Origin of the sequence: Brevundimonas sp. TWP3-1-2b1 (assembly GCF_049896165.1) — a bacterium.
Lineage (GTDB): Bacteria > Pseudomonadota > Alphaproteobacteria > Caulobacterales > Caulobacteraceae > Brevundimonas > Brevundimonas subvibrioides_B.
Genome location: NZ_JAFCTT010000021.1, coordinates 46,486 through 60,278, shown reverse-complemented (window position 1 = coordinate 60,278; position 13,793 = coordinate 46,486). Strand labels below are relative to the sequence as shown.

Sequence of the window (13,793 nt, the reverse complement as noted above, 5' to 3'; positions counted from 1 at the left end):
AAAGGCGTCCGGCGTCTCGCGCGCCGCGAGCCGCGCGGCCTCGTAGGCGGCGGCGTCCATATGGGCGCGCTCGGCCCAGTCGGCAGGAACGGGATACAGGTCGGGGTCGGTCATGGGGGCTCCTGCCCGGGACACTAACGGCGTCGAGCACGTCGCGCCAAGGCGGCGGGAGCTATTCACAACGAACGGCGTTAACCTTGAGCATTCATCGGGGATCGTCATGAGCCTGCACCGCCTTCTCGTCGCCGCTGTCATCGGCGCAATGTCCGTTTCCGCCTGCACGCGCGAGGGCGAGACGCCGCCCGAGGCCGTGAACCTGACGCCGCCCGTCGCCCCGCCCGCTCCGACCACGCCGGCCATAGGATACGCCTGCGAGAGCGGACAGACGGTGTCGGTCCAGTATCTGGACACGGCCACGGCGAGCGTCGCCTACAAGGGGCAGACCTATGCGCTGCGCCTCGTGCCGTCAGGGAGCGGCGCCCGCTATTCCGGCTCCGGCCTGGAATGGTGGATCGCCACCCGCGAAGGCTCGGAGAGCGCCACCCTGAGCCGTCTTGGACCCAACGAGGATGTCGGCGTGGCCGTGCTGGAGCGGTGCAGCCGTCCCTCGGCCAATCCGGCCCTGCCGGTTCCCGGCGCGCCGATCACGCCTCAGCCCGCGCCGGGCGGCGTCCTGCCCGCCTCGATGCCCTGCCGCGCGGCCCAGTTGCGTCTGAACAGCGAAACGGGCGACGCGGGCGCCGGCAACCGGGTCAATGTCTTCGGCGTCACCAACGCCGGGACCGCGCCTTGCAGCGTCGCGGGCTACCCGGCGGTCAGCCTGCTGGACCCGCAGGGACGCGTCCTCACCACTGTGCGCTCGGACCAGAACCCGCAGACGGCGACGCCGGTGAACCTTGCCGTCGGCGGCAAGGCTTTCTTCGATATTGCCTGGAACGTCGTGCCCAACGAGGGCAATGGCGAACGCGTCTGTCCGTCGGCGGCGCGGGTGCGGGTGCTGATCCCGGGCGATGCGACCGCCCTGGCGATTCCGCTGGCCTTCACCCCCTGCGGCGGACGCATTCGGGTCAATCCCTTTCGTGCGGACGTCGAGCCCGGTCCGGCGCCCGAGCCCGTGCGAGCGGCTTCGGTGACTTGATCTCCCTTCTCCCGCAAGGGGAGAAGGGAGATGGTGGCGCTGGAATCCATTCGCGAAAGAGCGTAGCCAACCGCCATGCAAACCACAGGCTTTCACGACCGCGTCGCGGCCGAGCTTTCCGACATCGACGCCCAGGGGCTGACCAAGCCCGAGCGGGTCATCGAATCGCGTCAGGGACCGGTGATCCAGGTCGGGGGCCGCAAGGTCCTCAACTTCTGCGCCAACAACTACCTCGGTCTCGGCGGCGACGATCGGGTCGTCGCGGCTGCCAGTGCGGCGTCCGAATCGCGCGGCGCGGGCACGGCCTCGGTGCGGTTCATCTGCGGCACGCTCGATATCCACAAACAGCTGGAACGGGCCATTGCCGACTACCTGGGTTTCGAGGACTCCATCCTGTTCGCGGCCGCCTTTGACGCCAACGGCGGCCTGTTCGAGCCCCTGTTCGGGGCCGAGGACGCCATCGTCTCCGACAGCCTGAACCACGCCTCGATCATCGACGGGGTGCGCCTGTGCAAGGCCAGACGCTACCGGTTCGCGACCTCCGACATGGCCGATCTGGAGGCCCAGCTGAAACAGGCGCGGGCCGACGGCGTGCGCGACATCATCATCGCCACCGACGGCGCCTTCTCGATGGACGGCTATATCGCAAAGCTGGACCAGATCCGGGCGCTGGCCGACCAGTATGGCGCCCTCATCATGGTCGACGACTGCCACGCGACCGGCTTCCTGGGTCCGCAAGGTCGCGGCTCCTATGCCCACCACGGGGTCAGGGTCGACTTCGTCACCGGCACCTTCGGCAAGGCCCTGGGCGGTGCCATGGGCGGCTTCATCTGCGCCACGACGGCGGTGGTCCAGCTGCTGAAGCAGCGCGCGCGGCCCTATCTGTTCTCCAACGCCCTGGCGCCCTCGATCTGCGGGGCCTCGCTGGAGGCGATCCGCATCGCCCAAGGGCCGGAGGGCGACGCCCTGCGGACCCAGCTGGCCGCCAACGCGGCCCGCTTCCGGGGCGCGATGACCGAGGCGGGTTTCGACCTCCTGCCCGGCCAGCATCCGATCGTCCCGGTCATGCTGGGCGACGCCAAACTGGCCCAGACGATGGCGGCGCGAATGCTGGAAGTCGGCGTCTATGTCATCGGCTTCTCGTTCCCGGTGGTGCCCCGCGGCGCGGCGCGCATCCGGACGCAGATGTCGGCGGCGCACACTTTCGACCATATCGATCAGGCGGTCGTGGCGTTCACGACGGCCGGCAAGGAACTCGGGGTGATCTAGGCGATGGATACGCTTCTCCTTCTGGCCTCCGGGCTGACGCTTCTCTTGTCGGGCGCGCACTCGATCCTTGGCGAACAACTTGTCTTCACTCGGCTCCGCAAAGACGGCGTCTGGAGCGAGGCCTCGCTGAATCTGCTCGAGCGGCGACGCTGGTGGTCGGTTCGCGCCACCTGGCACCTGGTTTCGATCATGGGGGTGGGTTTCGCTGCGCTGTTGTTCTCGGAGGCTTTTGGCGGCATCGGCGTCGAAAGGACGATCGGTCTCATGTTCGTCGTTGCGACGGTCTATTGGGCAGTCGCAACCCGCTTCGGTCACCCGGCGTGGATCGTCATGGCTGTGATCGCGGCCCTTTTGCTTGTCCCGAACTGAGCGTCGGCTTGGCCGACCACCAGGAGTGAGTATGACCACCACCATGAAAGCCCTGGCCAAGATGCGGCCCGAGGTCGGCCTTGAGCTGATCGATGCGCCTATCCCTGTGGCGGGACCCGAGGATGTGCTGATCCGCGTGCACCGCACGGCCGTCTGCGGCACCGACATTCACATCTGGAACTGGGACGAGTGGTCCCAGAAGAACGTGCCGACGCCGATGATCACCGGCCACGAGTTCTCGGGCGAGATCGTCGCCATCGGCTCCGACGTGAACCGGCCGCTGAAGATCGGCCAGCGCGTTTCGGCCGAGGGTCACGTCATCGACCTGAACTCTGAGGCCGCGCGCGCCGGCCACTTCCACCTTGACCCGCACACGCGCGGCATCGGCGTGAACCGCCAAGGCGCCTTCGCCGAGTTCGTCGTGGCGCCGGCCTTCAATGTGATCGAGCTGCCGGACGACGTCTCGTACGAGATTGCCGCGATGCTGGATCCGTTCGGCAACGCCGTGCACACGGCGCAGCAGTTCGACCTGCTGGGCGAGGACGTGCTGGTCACCGGCGCCGGCCCCATCGGCATGATGGCGGCGGCGGTGGCGCGACACGCCGGGGCGCGGACCGTGGTCCTGACCGACATCAACGACTTCCGTCTGGACCTGGCCCAGAAGGTCGCGCCGGGCGTGCGGACGGTGAACACCACGAAGGAGGACCTGCGCGACGTCATGAAGGAACTGGGCCTGAAGGTCGGCTTCGACGTAGCGCTGGAGATGTCGGGTTCGCCGATCGCCTTCAAACAGTGTGTCGACACCCTGATCATGGGCGGCGGCATGGCCCTGCTGGGCATTCCGTCCAAGCCGATGGAGACCGACTGGGGCGCCATCATCCTGAAGGCCCTGACGATCAAGGGCGTCTACGGGCGCGAGATGTTCACGACCTGGCGCAAGATGCTGGGCCTGCTGAAGGCCGGCCTCGACCTGGAACCTCTGATCACCCACCGGCTGTCCTATGCCGACTACCGCGAAGGCTTCGACGCGATGAGGTCGGGCCAGTCGGGCAAGGTCATCCTCGACTGGGACAAGGCTGCATGAGGGGGGCGGCCTGACCCCGATCGTCGCCTTCCTGACGGGCGAGGGAACCGACGGCGCGGGGCGGGATGTCTTCGAGGTGATCAGCTTCGACGACGCCGCGGTCGAGCAGGTGCATGACTTCGTCCAGTGGCTGTTCCCCTTCCGGGAGCGGTCGGGCGCGCAGCCGAACGCACCCATGCTCACGGACGAGGATATCGAGGCGATCCGCGAGTCCATCTCGGCCCAGGCCGCGCTGGCCGCAGCGACGGACCGGCTCGCCATATTCTACTATCGCAATGGGCACTGGCTGACGGCCAGCGACCATAACCATCTGCGGATCACCCGGATCATCAAGTCGCTGAGGCTGCTGCGCGGCGACGAGCTGGCGGACGCCTTCCGCACGCTGATCCTGGCGCGGGTCGAGGAGGCGGGGTCTCCGATCGGGAAGCCGACGCTGGGGTTCTGGGCCCGGGCCTAGGCCTTCGACCTCCGGTTCCGCTTGACCCCGACCGTCGGGAATAGGACGGAACAGCATGAACTATCGCCACAGCTTCCATGCTGGAAACTTCGCCGACCTGGTCAAACACGCCCTGGTCCTGTGGCTGCTGAAGACGCGGCAGGCGACGGGCCCGGTGGTCGTGCTCGACACCCATGCCGGGGCGGGGCTCTATGATCTGACCGGCGACGCGACCCGGTCACGCGAGGCCGAGGCCGGGGTCGAGCGGCTGATGGCGGCGGCGGATCGGCCGGCGTTGATCGAGGCGTTGGCGTCGCAGGTTGCGGCGCTGAATCCCGAGGGCGGCGTGCGGTTCTATCCGGGGTCGCCGATGCTGGTGGCGCGGTCGTCAAGGGCGGCTGACGCCTATGTCGGGTTCGAGCTGCGCGAGGAGGTGGCCGGCCTGCTCCGCGAGAGCCTCTCCGGCTTCCCGAACGCGCGGGGCGAGATCGGGGACGGCTATGATCTGGTCCTGGCCGAGGCGCGGCAGTCGGGCGGGTCGCTGGTGCTGATCGACCCTCCGTTCGAGCGGCCGGACGACTACCTGCGCGCGGCGGATACGGCGGCGGCGATCGTGCAGGCGGACCCGACGGCCATGGTGGCGATCTGGACGCCATTGAAGGATCTGGAGACCTTCGACGGCTTCCTGAGGCGGCTGGCGTCGGGGACAGATGCGCCGACCCTGGTGGCCGAGGCGCGGCTGAGGCCGCTGACCAATCCGATGAAGATGAACGGCTGCGCCATGGTGGTGGTCAATCCGCCGAAGGGCGCCGATGCGGCGGCGGCGGAGATCTGCGGCTGGGTGGCTGCGGCGCTGGGCGATGCGGGGGCGAAGGCGGAGGTCTGGCGAGTCTGACCGGACTCCAAAACACCGTCCGAAGCGTTCGGAACGTCGAGGCCAGATGGCAATGTCAAAGACCGACAGCCGGCGCGTCTAGCATGCCGCTGCGTCAGATGCGGACGCAGGCTTACTCGATGACTTCGCCAGCCTCGTAGAGGTTCGGCTCGAACGTGGCGATGGCCATGATGGGCAGCATGGCGACGGAGACGGCGGCGGTCCGCGTCATCGCCTTCCAGTCCTCGACCGAGCGCCAGACGGCCTGATTGACGACCGTCTTTCCGTTCAGGCCGCGATGCAGGGTCGCCGAGACGAAGCCGGGCAGGCCGACCTGGGCCCGGGTCAATTCGGCCAGCATCTCCAGCAAATCGTCCTGGCGATCAGGCTGGACCTTGAACACGTTGATCAGCACGACCGGGGCGGTATCTGCGTCGGAGTGCGCGGCGGCATCGGTCATAGGCCGCGCTGTAGCGCCTTTGCCCTTGTCCCGCCATGGCGGAGCAGTCCCTATGGGGACATGAAACCCATCGCGATCCTGGAAACCGGCAAGCCTCCCGAGGCGCTGAAGGATGCTTTCGACGACTACCCGGCGCGGTTCCGGGCCCTGCTGGGCGAAGGGGTGGCGACGGTGCGGTTCGACGTCCAGGCCGGGCGGTTGCCTGAAGACCCGGAAGACTTTCAGGGGGCGATTGTCACCGGGTCGTCGGCCGGGGTCTATGACGACCTGCCGTGGATCCCGCCCCTGGTTGACTGGCTGCGTGCGGCGCGGGGTCGGACGCGGCTGGTCGGCATCTGCTTCGGGCATCAGGTCATGGCCCATGCGTTCGGCGGTCGGGTCGAGAAGTCGGACAAGGGCTGGGGCGTCGGCCTGCATCGCTATGCGGTGGTGGGCGAGGAGCCGTGGATGTTTCCGCGTGCGGCCTCCATCGCCATCCCGGTGTCGCACCAGGATCAGGTGTTGAGCCCGCCTGCGGATGCGCGGGTGATCGCCGCGAGCGAATTCACGCCGTTCGCAGGACTGGCCTGGGATGACGCCATGTCTTTCCAGTGTCATCCCGAGTTCCAGCCGGACTACGCCGCCGCCCTGGTCGAAAACCGGCGCGGCCACCGCATCGCGGACGCCCTGGCGGACGAGGCCCTGGCCAGTCTGGCGAAGACAAACGACCGGGCGGTGCTGGCCGCCTGGATCCGCGCCTTCCTGATGCTGACCCCGCCCCCGGTCGAGGGCGAGGGCAGCGGAATTTAGCGCCTGCCCGTCACGGCCATTTCACCACCGGCGGCATCGAGCTGAGGATCGACTCGACGTTGCCGCCGGTCTTGAGACCGAACATCGTGCCGCGGTCGTAGAGCAGGTTGAACTCGACGTAGCGGCCGCGCCGGACCAGCTGTTCCTCGCGCTCCCCGGGCGTCCAGGCCTCCGTCATGCGACGCTCGACGATGGCGGCGTAGGTCTCCAGGAACGCCTCACCAACATCGCGGGTGAAGGCGAAGTCCTTCGCGTAGTCCCCCGAGTCATGGTGGTCGTAGAAGATGCCGCCCGTTCCGCGCGGCTCGTTCCGGTGCGGCAGGAAGAAATAGTCGTCGCACCAGGCCTTGAACTTCGGATGCCAGGTCGGGTCGTGGGCATCGCAGGCCGTCTTCATCCCGGCGTGGAAGGCGACCGTGTCCGGCGCGTCCTGGCGACGATCGACGTCGAGCACGGGGGTCAGGTCGCCGCCGCCGCCGAACCAGCTCTTCGTCGTGGCGATGAAGCGGGTGTTCATGTGCACGGCGGGGACGCGCGGGCTGACCGGATGACAGATCAGGCTGATGCCGGTGGCGAAAAAGCGGGGGTCTTCGTCAGCGCCGGGGACGGTCTTCGCATAGTCGGCGGGGAACTCGCCGTGGACGGTGGAGACGTGGACCCCGACCTTCTCGAACAGGCGGCCGTGCATCACGCCCATGACCCCGCCGCCGCCGGCGTCCCGCGACCAGGGCGTGCGCACGAACCGACCCGGCTCGCCGGGGAAGAGGTCGGCGGGGGCCGCGTCTTCCAGCGCCTCGAACCCGGCGTGAATACGGTCGCGCAGGGCCTCGAACCAGGCGCGGGTCTCGACCTTCTTGAGGTCCAGCGGATCGGTGTCGGGGAGGGGGAACTGGCTCATGGGCGGCGTTCAATCACGTCTCGCGCGCGAGGTCACGCGGGCCGGGAATGAACCGCGCAGGTCCGCAGCCGTTTGGACGACGGGCTGTTTGGAGAATTTGCAATGCGATCCCTGTTGATCCCGACCCTGACGATCACCCTGCTCTCGGCGGGCGCCGCCCTGGCCCAGGACGCGGGGGGCCAGGAATCGGGGGCGCAGGAGACGGGCGTGTTTCGCGAGACCGACGAGAGACTGTCATGCGCCCGGATCAGCGACGAGGCGGCGCAGCTCGGCCAGGCCATGGGCGACGCGACGCCCCAGGGCGGCTGGCTGAGTTCGCTCGGCGGCATCGCACGGTCGGGCGCCGCGATGCTCGTACCCGGCGGCGGCCTCGCCATCGCCGGGGTGGATGCGGTGCGTCAGCCGGCGCGCGATCGCGACGAAGTCGAACAGGCGGCGGTGCAGAACCGCTGGTACTATCTGAACGGTCTGCATATCGGGCGAGGCTGCCGTGAGCAGGCGCAGGCCCCGTCCCGATCGCCGACGATTCAGCCGGGCGCGTTGCCCGCTCCGGCGAGGAGCGACCGCTAGAGCAGGATCGGCTGAGGAGGAATCGCTTCGCGATTCCGCTGATGCCGTGAATCCTGCTCCAGATATCAGCGAGAGCCTGATTCACGCTTTCGACAGAAGCGCGAAGCGCTTCCGTCTCAAACGATCAGGCTCTGGCTGCCTTTACTCGCAGGGCGGCCTCGGCCACGGTCGTGGCTTCATAGCGAGGTCGTCCATGCGTCTGATCCTGTCCGCCCTGATGGTTTTTGCCTTCACCCCGCCCGTGATGGCCCAGACGCCTGAGGCCGAGCGGACGATCATGTCCACCGTGGTCGCCGAGCACGGCCGGCACATCGATCTGCTGGAGCGGATGGTGAATGTGAACTCGGGCACGCTGAACCTGGCGGGTGTGACGGCGGTGGGCGAGATGGTCCGCGCCGAACTCGATCCGCTCGGCTTCGAGGTGCGCTGGATCGACATGGCCGAGACCGGCCGGGCCGGGCATCTGATCGCGACCCATGACGGCGGCGGGCGCAACATCCTGCTGATCGGCCATCTGGACACGGTGTTCGAGCCGGAGAGTCCGTTCCAGCGCTTCGTGAGGGACGGCTCGCAGGCGACCGGTCCCGGCGTCGGCGACGACAAGGGCGGGGTGGTCGTGATCATCGCAGCCCTGCGCGCGATGCAGGCGGCGGGTACGCTGGAGGGATCGAACATCACCATCGTACTGACCGGCGATGAAGAGCGGCCCGGTTCGCCGCTGGCGGTGGCGCGTCGGGACCTGATCGCGGCGGGTCAGGTCGCGGACTATGCGCTGGAATTCGAGGGACTGGCGATCGAGAACGGCGAGGAGTTCGGCACGATCGCCCGGCGCAGCTCGTCCAGCTGGACCCTGACCACCGGCGGCCGGACCGGCCACTCCAGCGGCGTGTTCGGCGACACTCTGGGTTATGGCGCGATCTATGAGATGGCGCGCATCCTCGACAACTTCCGGCGCGAATTGCCGGAGCCGAACCTGACCTACAACGTGGGCGTCATCGCGGGCGGGACGCCGGCGGAGATCGATGCGGCCGGCTTCCGCGTCCAGGCCTCGGGCAAGACCAATATCGTGGCGGAGACGGCGATCGCGCGCGGGGACCTGCGCACCCTGACGCCGGAACAGGACGCCCGGGTCCGCGACCGGATGGCGGGGATCGTCGATGATCACCTGGCGAAGACGACGGCCGAGCTCGTCTTCGCCGAGGACGGCTATCCGCCGATGGCGCCGACGCCGGGCAATACCGCGCTGCTGGAACGGCTGAACGCGGTCAACCGCGACCTCGGCCTGCCCGAGATGGCACCCTTTGACCCGGCCAAGCGCGGGGCGGCGGACTCGGGCTTCGTCGCCGCAGATGTGGATACGCTGGGCGGGCTCGGCACGGCCGGGTCGGGCGCCCATGCCGTGGGCGAGTCGATCGATCTCGACAGTCTGGTGCGCCAGTCGCAGCGCGCGGCGGTCCTGATCGGACGGCTCAGCCTGGGCGACCGATAGCCGCTTTGTTTCTGGAGCCCGGCGTCTGCCAGTCTCCGCCCGTCATTGTTTTCCGGAGGTCGCCATGATCCGTTCCTGCCTGCTCGCCGCGTCCATGCTGGCCTTGGCCGTTCCCGCAGCGGCTCAGGATGGAGAGGCGCGGGTGCGCGAAATTCTGCGGACCACACCGCTGATCGACGGCCACAACGACCTGCCGTGGGCGCTGCGGCAGGGCTATGGCAACGACCCGCACGCCGTCGATCTGGCGACCAATCTCGACGCCTCGACGGCGCTCCACACCGACATCCCGCGCCTGAGGGCCGGGGGCGTCGGCGGCCAGTTCTGGTCGGTCTATGTGCCGGCGACCCTGACCCCGACCGAGGCGGCGCGCGAGACCTTCGAACAGATCGACACGGTCCGGCGCATCGTGGCCGCCCATCCGGACGTGTTCGAACTGGCGACGACCGCCGACGACGTCGAGCGAATCCATAAGGCAGGCAAGATCGCCAGCCTGATCGGTATGGAGGGCGGCTATTCGATCGACGATTCGCTGGGCCTGTTGCGCGAATTCCATCAGGCGGGCGCGCGCTACATCACCCTGACCCACTCGAAGACAACGACCTGGGCGGACAGCGCCACGGACGCGCCGAAATGGGGCGGGCTGTCGCCGTTCGGCGAGGAGGTGGTGCGCGAGATGAACCGTATCGGCATGATGGTCGACCTGAGCCACGTCTCGGAGGAGACGATGATCGGCGCCATGCGGGTGTCGGAGGCGCCGGTGATCTTCTCCCACTCCTCGGCGCGGGCGGTGACTGACCATCCGCGCAATGTGCCGGACAGCGTGCTGCGCGCCATGGCGGACGACGGCGGGGTGGTGATGGTGACCTTCGTGCCCGGGTTCATCTCGGAGGCGGTCCGGAGCTGGAACGCCGACCGGGCAGCGGAGGCGGCGCGGCTGCTGGCGCTCAATCCGGGAGACGCAGGGGCGGTGACGGCGCGCGCGGCGGCCTGGGACGGGGCTCATCCGCAACCGACAGCGGGCCTCGCCGATGTCATCGCCCACATCCAGCATGTGCGTGAGGTCGCCGGTATCGATCACGTCGGCCTGGGCGGCGACTTCGACGGGGTCACCAGCCTGCCCGAGGAGGTCCAGGGCGTGAACGCCTATCCGCGCATCCTCGCGGCCCTGATGGCGGCCGGCTGGTCGGAGGGCGACATCCGCAAACTGGCCGGAGAGAACGTGCTCCGGGTCATGCGGGCGGTCGAGGCGGTGGCGGCGTCCAGGTCCGGCGAGCGGCCGAGCCTGGCGGTCATCGCGACGGCGGGCGCGCCCGAGTGATCGGCTACAGCTTGCCGAAGGCGACGCCGCGCCAGCCCCAGCCGGCGGCCGTTGCGGCGGCTTCGAGGGGCTTTTTCATCTCGTCGGTGTTGAAGTTGTAGCTGTAGATCTTGCCCCAGCTGAGGTCCTCCTCGCGGAAGGCCCAGACCGTTTCCGTGCTCATCTCCCACGACTGACCGCGGAAGCCGCTGATCCTGGCTTGGCCGCCGACGACGGAGAGGTCGCTCAGGGAAGGCACGCCCGCGCGCCATTCGACTTCGAACTCCTGGTCGACCGAACGGACCTGGCCCGACGCCTCGTCGAACGTCATCAGGATCTTGAAGACGCGCTTCACCCCGGCCTTGGCGAAGATCTCGTACCAGGCGGCGTCGACGATCTTCCATTCGGCGACCAGATCGACCTTCTCCCTGGCGCCGTCGCGGACATGCCAGGGCGCGCCGTCCCGGTTGACGGCCAGCAGGGCCTCGCGGAGCTCGGCGGGGCCGACGCGAGGGCCGCTCGGCCTGGAGCCGCCGGTGAAGATGTCGAAGAGACCCATGGTCGCCGTTCCCGTTGGGCCGGGACAGTGGCACGTCAGGCGGTGGTCTGTCTCAGGGCCTCGAACAGGCCTATCCCCGCGCTGACCGACAGGTTCAGCGAGCGCGCCTCCGGGCGGATGGGGATGAAGATGCGGGCGTCGGCGGCGGCATGGACAAAGTCGGGCGCGCCCGAGCTCTCGGAACCGAACAGCAGGGTGTCGTCGGGCTGGAAGACGAAGGCGGTCAGCGGCGTGGCGCCCCGGGTCGTGAACAGGATCAGCCGCCCCGGACCTCGCGCAGCCTGGAAGGCCCCCCAGTTCGCATGGCGCGTCATGTGCGACAGGGGGCCATAGTCGAGCGCCGCGCGCTTCATGGCCCTGTCGTCGAACAGGAAGCCCGTGGGCTCGATTATGTGCAGCTCGATCCCGAAACACGCCGACAGCCTGATACAGGCGCCCACGTTCTGGGGAATGGCTGGTTGAAAAAGGGCGAGACGCATTCTAAGGCCCTCCATACGCGCGGGCAGGGGTCTTGTCGCGGTCAGTATTGCGAGCGGTTCTCATGTAACCGCAGCCCTTGCGGCGACAAGCCGCAAAGCCTGACCGGGTATAAACCTCTTCATCGCGCTAAGAACATTCCCTCGATAGCGGGCCGTCTTCCCACGGACCACGATGCGAGTTTTACAGAGGTGAGACGTGGCCGAATCGGTCGTGACGAACGAGCATCCCGAAGGTGACGCCACCCGCCGGGACTTCATCCATATCGCGGCCGGCGCCGCGGCCTTCGGCGCGGGCGTGATGATGGTGTGGCCGCTGGTCAACTCCATGAACCCGGCCGCCGACACCCTGGCGCTGTCGACCGTCGAGTTCGACACCTCCAAGGTCGCCGAGGGGATGCAGATCGTCATCACCTGGCAGGGCAAGCCGGTGTTCGTGCGCAACCGCACCGCCGCCGAGCTGACGCGCGTGATCGCCGACAACGACGCCTCCGACCTGAAGGAACGGCAGACCGACCAGGAACGCACCAAGGTCGGCCACGAGCCGATGCTGATCGTGATCGGGTCCTGCACGCACCTGGGCTGTATCCCGACCTTCGGCTCGGGCGACTACGGCGGCTGGTTCTGCCCCTGCCACGGTTCGCACTACGACGCCTCGGGTCGCATCCGTAAGGGTCCGGCGCCGAAGAACCTGGTGGTGCCCAACTACGAATTCACCGCCGGTTCCACCATTCGGATCGGCTGAGAGCGGACAAGATGAGCGGACACGAATCCACCTACGTTCCCAAGACCGGCGTCGAGAAGTGGCTCGACACCCGGCTTCCGATCGTGCGCTTCGGCGCCGACTACCTGTCGCTGCCGACGCCGAAGAACCTGAACTACTGGTACACTTTCGGCGCGATCCTGACGATCTGCCTGGTCACCCAGATCGCCACCGGCATCTTCCTGGCCATGCACTACCAGCCGAACACGGCGATGGCCTTCGCCTCCGTCGAGCGGATCATGCGCGACGTCAACGGCGGCTGGCTGATCCGTTACGTCCACGCCAACGGCGCGTCGATGTTCTTCGTGGCCGTCTACATCCACATGCTGCGCGGCCTCTACTACGGCTCGTACAAGGCGCCGCGGGAGATGATCTGGATCCTCGGCTGCGTGATCTTCTTCCTGATGATCGCCACGGCCTTCCTCGGCTACGTCCTGCCGTGGGGCCAGATGTCCTACTGGGGCGCCGAGGTCATCACCAATCTGATCGGGGCCATCCCGATGATCGGCGAACCGGTCCTGATCTGGCTGCGTGGCGGCCCGGCCATCGATAACGCGACGCTGAACCGCTTCTTCTCGCTGCACTACCTGCTGCCGTTCGTGATCTTCGGCGTCGTGGTGCTGCACCTCTGGGCCCTGCACACGGCCGGCCAGAACAACCCGGTCGGGATCCTGATCCCCAAGGAGCGCGAGGCCAAGGACACGATCCCGTTCCACCCCTACTACACGGTCAAGGACGGCTTCGCCCTGCTGGTGTTCCTGATGATGTTCGCGCTGTTCGTCTTCTTCATGCCGAACGCCCTGGGCCACGCCGACAACTACATCCCGGCCAACCCGCTGCAGACGCCGGCGCACATCGTGCCCGAGTGGTACATGCTGCCGTTCTACGCGATCCTGCGGGCCATTCCTGACAAGTTCGGCGGCGTCGTCGCCATGTTCGGCTCTATCGGCGTGCTGTTCATCCTGCCGTGGCTGGACACCTCCAAGGTGCGGTCGATGCGCTATCGCCCGACGATGAAGATCTTCTTCCTGATCTTCGTGGTGGTCGGCCTGATCCTGGGCTGGTGCGGCGGCCAGCTGCCGGACGCTCAGGTGGTTCCCGGCATGCCGAGCTTCACCCTGATCGACGGCCAGCTGAACAGCTACCTGTGGCTGACCCGCCTGGCCACGCTCTACTACTTCGCCTTCTTCTTCGTCATCATGCCCTTCGTGGGCTTGAAGGAGACGCCGCTGAAGATCCCCGCGTCGATCTCCGAGCCGGTCCTGTCGGGGCCGCTCGCGATGAGCGGCGCCGTTCCCGCCGACGCCGAAAAGAAGGGCTGA

General features: G+C 67.8%; 16 protein-coding genes. 12 read left to right on the top strand and 4 right to left on the bottom strand.

Features of this window, described 5'->3' with window-relative positions; all coding sequences use genetic code 11:
- Positions 1 to 220 precede the first annotated feature (220 nt).
- The 6 genes from ACP7AB_RS16160 (at position 221) to rlmJ (ending at position 5,191) form a co-directional block, all read left to right on the top strand.
- The gene (locus ACP7AB_RS16160) at positions 221 to 1,138 is read left to right on the top strand and encodes a DUF4232 domain-containing protein (RefSeq protein ID WP_425990768.1); all 918 of its coding nucleotides are present in this window, start codon (positions 221 to 223) and stop codon (positions 1,136 to 1,138) included.
- Positions 1,139 to 1,213: 75 nt separating this feature from the next.
- A complete protein-coding gene (locus ACP7AB_RS16155) occupies positions 1,214 to 2,407 on the top strand; it encodes a glycine C-acetyltransferase (RefSeq protein ID WP_425990766.1) in 1,194 nt (397 codons plus the stop codon).
- Positions 2,408 to 2,452: 45 nt separating this feature from the next.
- On the top strand, positions 2,453 to 2,776 hold the full coding sequence (locus ACP7AB_RS16150; protein WP_426046189.1) for a hypothetical protein: 324 nt from the start codon (positions 2,453 to 2,455) through the stop codon (positions 2,774 to 2,776).
- Positions 2,777 to 2,807: 31 nt separating this feature from the next.
- Complete coding sequence (tdh, locus tag ACP7AB_RS16145; protein ID WP_425990763.1) at positions 2,808 to 3,860, top strand: L-threonine 3-dehydrogenase; 1,053 nt, start codon at positions 2,808 to 2,810, stop codon at positions 3,858 to 3,860.
- 76 nt (positions 3,861 to 3,936) lie between these two features.
- Positions 3,937 to 4,317 (top strand): opioid growth factor receptor-related protein, encoded by a 381-nt coding sequence (locus tag ACP7AB_RS16140; RefSeq protein ID WP_425990761.1) that lies wholly within the window; start codon positions 3,937 to 3,939, stop codon positions 4,315 to 4,317.
- Between the two features lie 55 nt (positions 4,318 to 4,372).
- A complete protein-coding gene (rlmJ, locus tag ACP7AB_RS16135) occupies positions 4,373 to 5,191 on the top strand; it encodes a 23S rRNA (adenine(2030)-N(6))-methyltransferase RlmJ (protein WP_425990759.1) in 819 nt (272 codons plus the stop codon).
- A 112-nt stretch (positions 5,192 to 5,303) separates the two neighbouring features.
- Here the strand turns inward: rlmJ and ACP7AB_RS16130 are convergent, their stop codons facing one another.
- Entirely contained in the window at positions 5,304 to 5,630 is a 327-nt protein-coding gene (locus tag ACP7AB_RS16130; RefSeq protein ID WP_303696934.1) for an antibiotic biosynthesis monooxygenase family protein, read from the bottom strand.
- A 60-nt stretch (positions 5,631 to 5,690) separates the two neighbouring features.
- Here ACP7AB_RS16130 and ACP7AB_RS16125 point away from each other — a divergent pair, with 60 nt between their 5' ends.
- On the top strand, positions 5,691 to 6,419 hold the full coding sequence (locus tag ACP7AB_RS16125) for a glutamine amidotransferase-related protein (RefSeq protein ID WP_425990757.1): 729 nt from the start codon (positions 5,691 to 5,693) through the stop codon (positions 6,417 to 6,419).
- Between the two features lie 10 nt (positions 6,420 to 6,429).
- Here the strand turns inward: ACP7AB_RS16125 and hemF are convergent, their stop codons facing one another.
- Positions 6,430 to 7,317: an oxygen-dependent coproporphyrinogen oxidase gene (gene hemF, locus ACP7AB_RS16120; protein ID WP_425990756.1), complete on the bottom strand. Its 888-nt coding sequence runs from the start codon at positions 7,315 to 7,317 to the stop codon at positions 6,430 to 6,432.
- Between the two features lie 102 nt (positions 7,318 to 7,419).
- On the opposite strand from hemF, the gene ACP7AB_RS16115 reads away from it, so the two are divergent.
- From ACP7AB_RS16115 to ACP7AB_RS16105, 3 genes are all read left to right on the top strand, one after another.
- On the top strand, positions 7,420 to 7,887 hold the full coding sequence (locus ACP7AB_RS16115) for a hypothetical protein (RefSeq protein ID WP_425990754.1): 468 nt from the start codon (positions 7,420 to 7,422) through the stop codon (positions 7,885 to 7,887).
- A gap of 193 nt (positions 7,888 to 8,080) precedes the next feature.
- Positions 8,081 to 9,376: a M20/M25/M40 family metallo-hydrolase gene (locus tag ACP7AB_RS16110; protein ID WP_425990752.1), complete on the top strand. Its 1,296-nt coding sequence runs from the start codon at positions 8,081 to 8,083 to the stop codon at positions 9,374 to 9,376.
- 64 nt (positions 9,377 to 9,440) lie between these two features.
- Positions 9,441 to 10,694: a dipeptidase gene (locus tag ACP7AB_RS16105; protein ID WP_425990750.1), complete on the top strand. Its 1,254-nt coding sequence runs from the start codon at positions 9,441 to 9,443 to the stop codon at positions 10,692 to 10,694.
- A 4-nt stretch (positions 10,695 to 10,698) separates the two neighbouring features.
- On the opposite strand, the gene ACP7AB_RS16100 is transcribed toward ACP7AB_RS16105, so the two are convergent.
- Both ACP7AB_RS16100 and ACP7AB_RS16095 read right to left on the bottom strand, forming a co-directional pair.
- On the bottom strand, positions 10,699 to 11,232 hold the full coding sequence (locus tag ACP7AB_RS16100) for a hypothetical protein (protein ID WP_425990749.1): 534 nt from the start codon (positions 11,230 to 11,232) through the stop codon (positions 10,699 to 10,701).
- A gap of 35 nt (positions 11,233 to 11,267) precedes the next feature.
- Positions 11,268 to 11,711, bottom strand: a complete 444-nt coding sequence (locus ACP7AB_RS16095; RefSeq protein WP_425990747.1) for a tRNA (cytidine(34)-2'-O)-methyltransferase — start codon at positions 11,709 to 11,711, stop codon at positions 11,268 to 11,270.
- 196 nt (positions 11,712 to 11,907) lie between these two features.
- Here ACP7AB_RS16095 and petA point away from each other — a divergent pair, with 196 nt between their 5' ends.
- A complete protein-coding gene (gene petA / locus ACP7AB_RS16090) occupies positions 11,908 to 12,453 on the top strand; it encodes a ubiquinol-cytochrome c reductase iron-sulfur subunit (protein ID WP_425990746.1) in 546 nt (181 codons plus the stop codon).
- An 11-nt stretch (positions 12,454 to 12,464) separates the two neighbouring features.
- Positions 12,465 to 13,793 (top strand): cytochrome b, encoded by a 1,329-nt coding sequence (locus tag ACP7AB_RS16085; RefSeq protein ID WP_425990744.1) that lies wholly within the window; start codon positions 12,465 to 12,467, stop codon positions 13,791 to 13,793.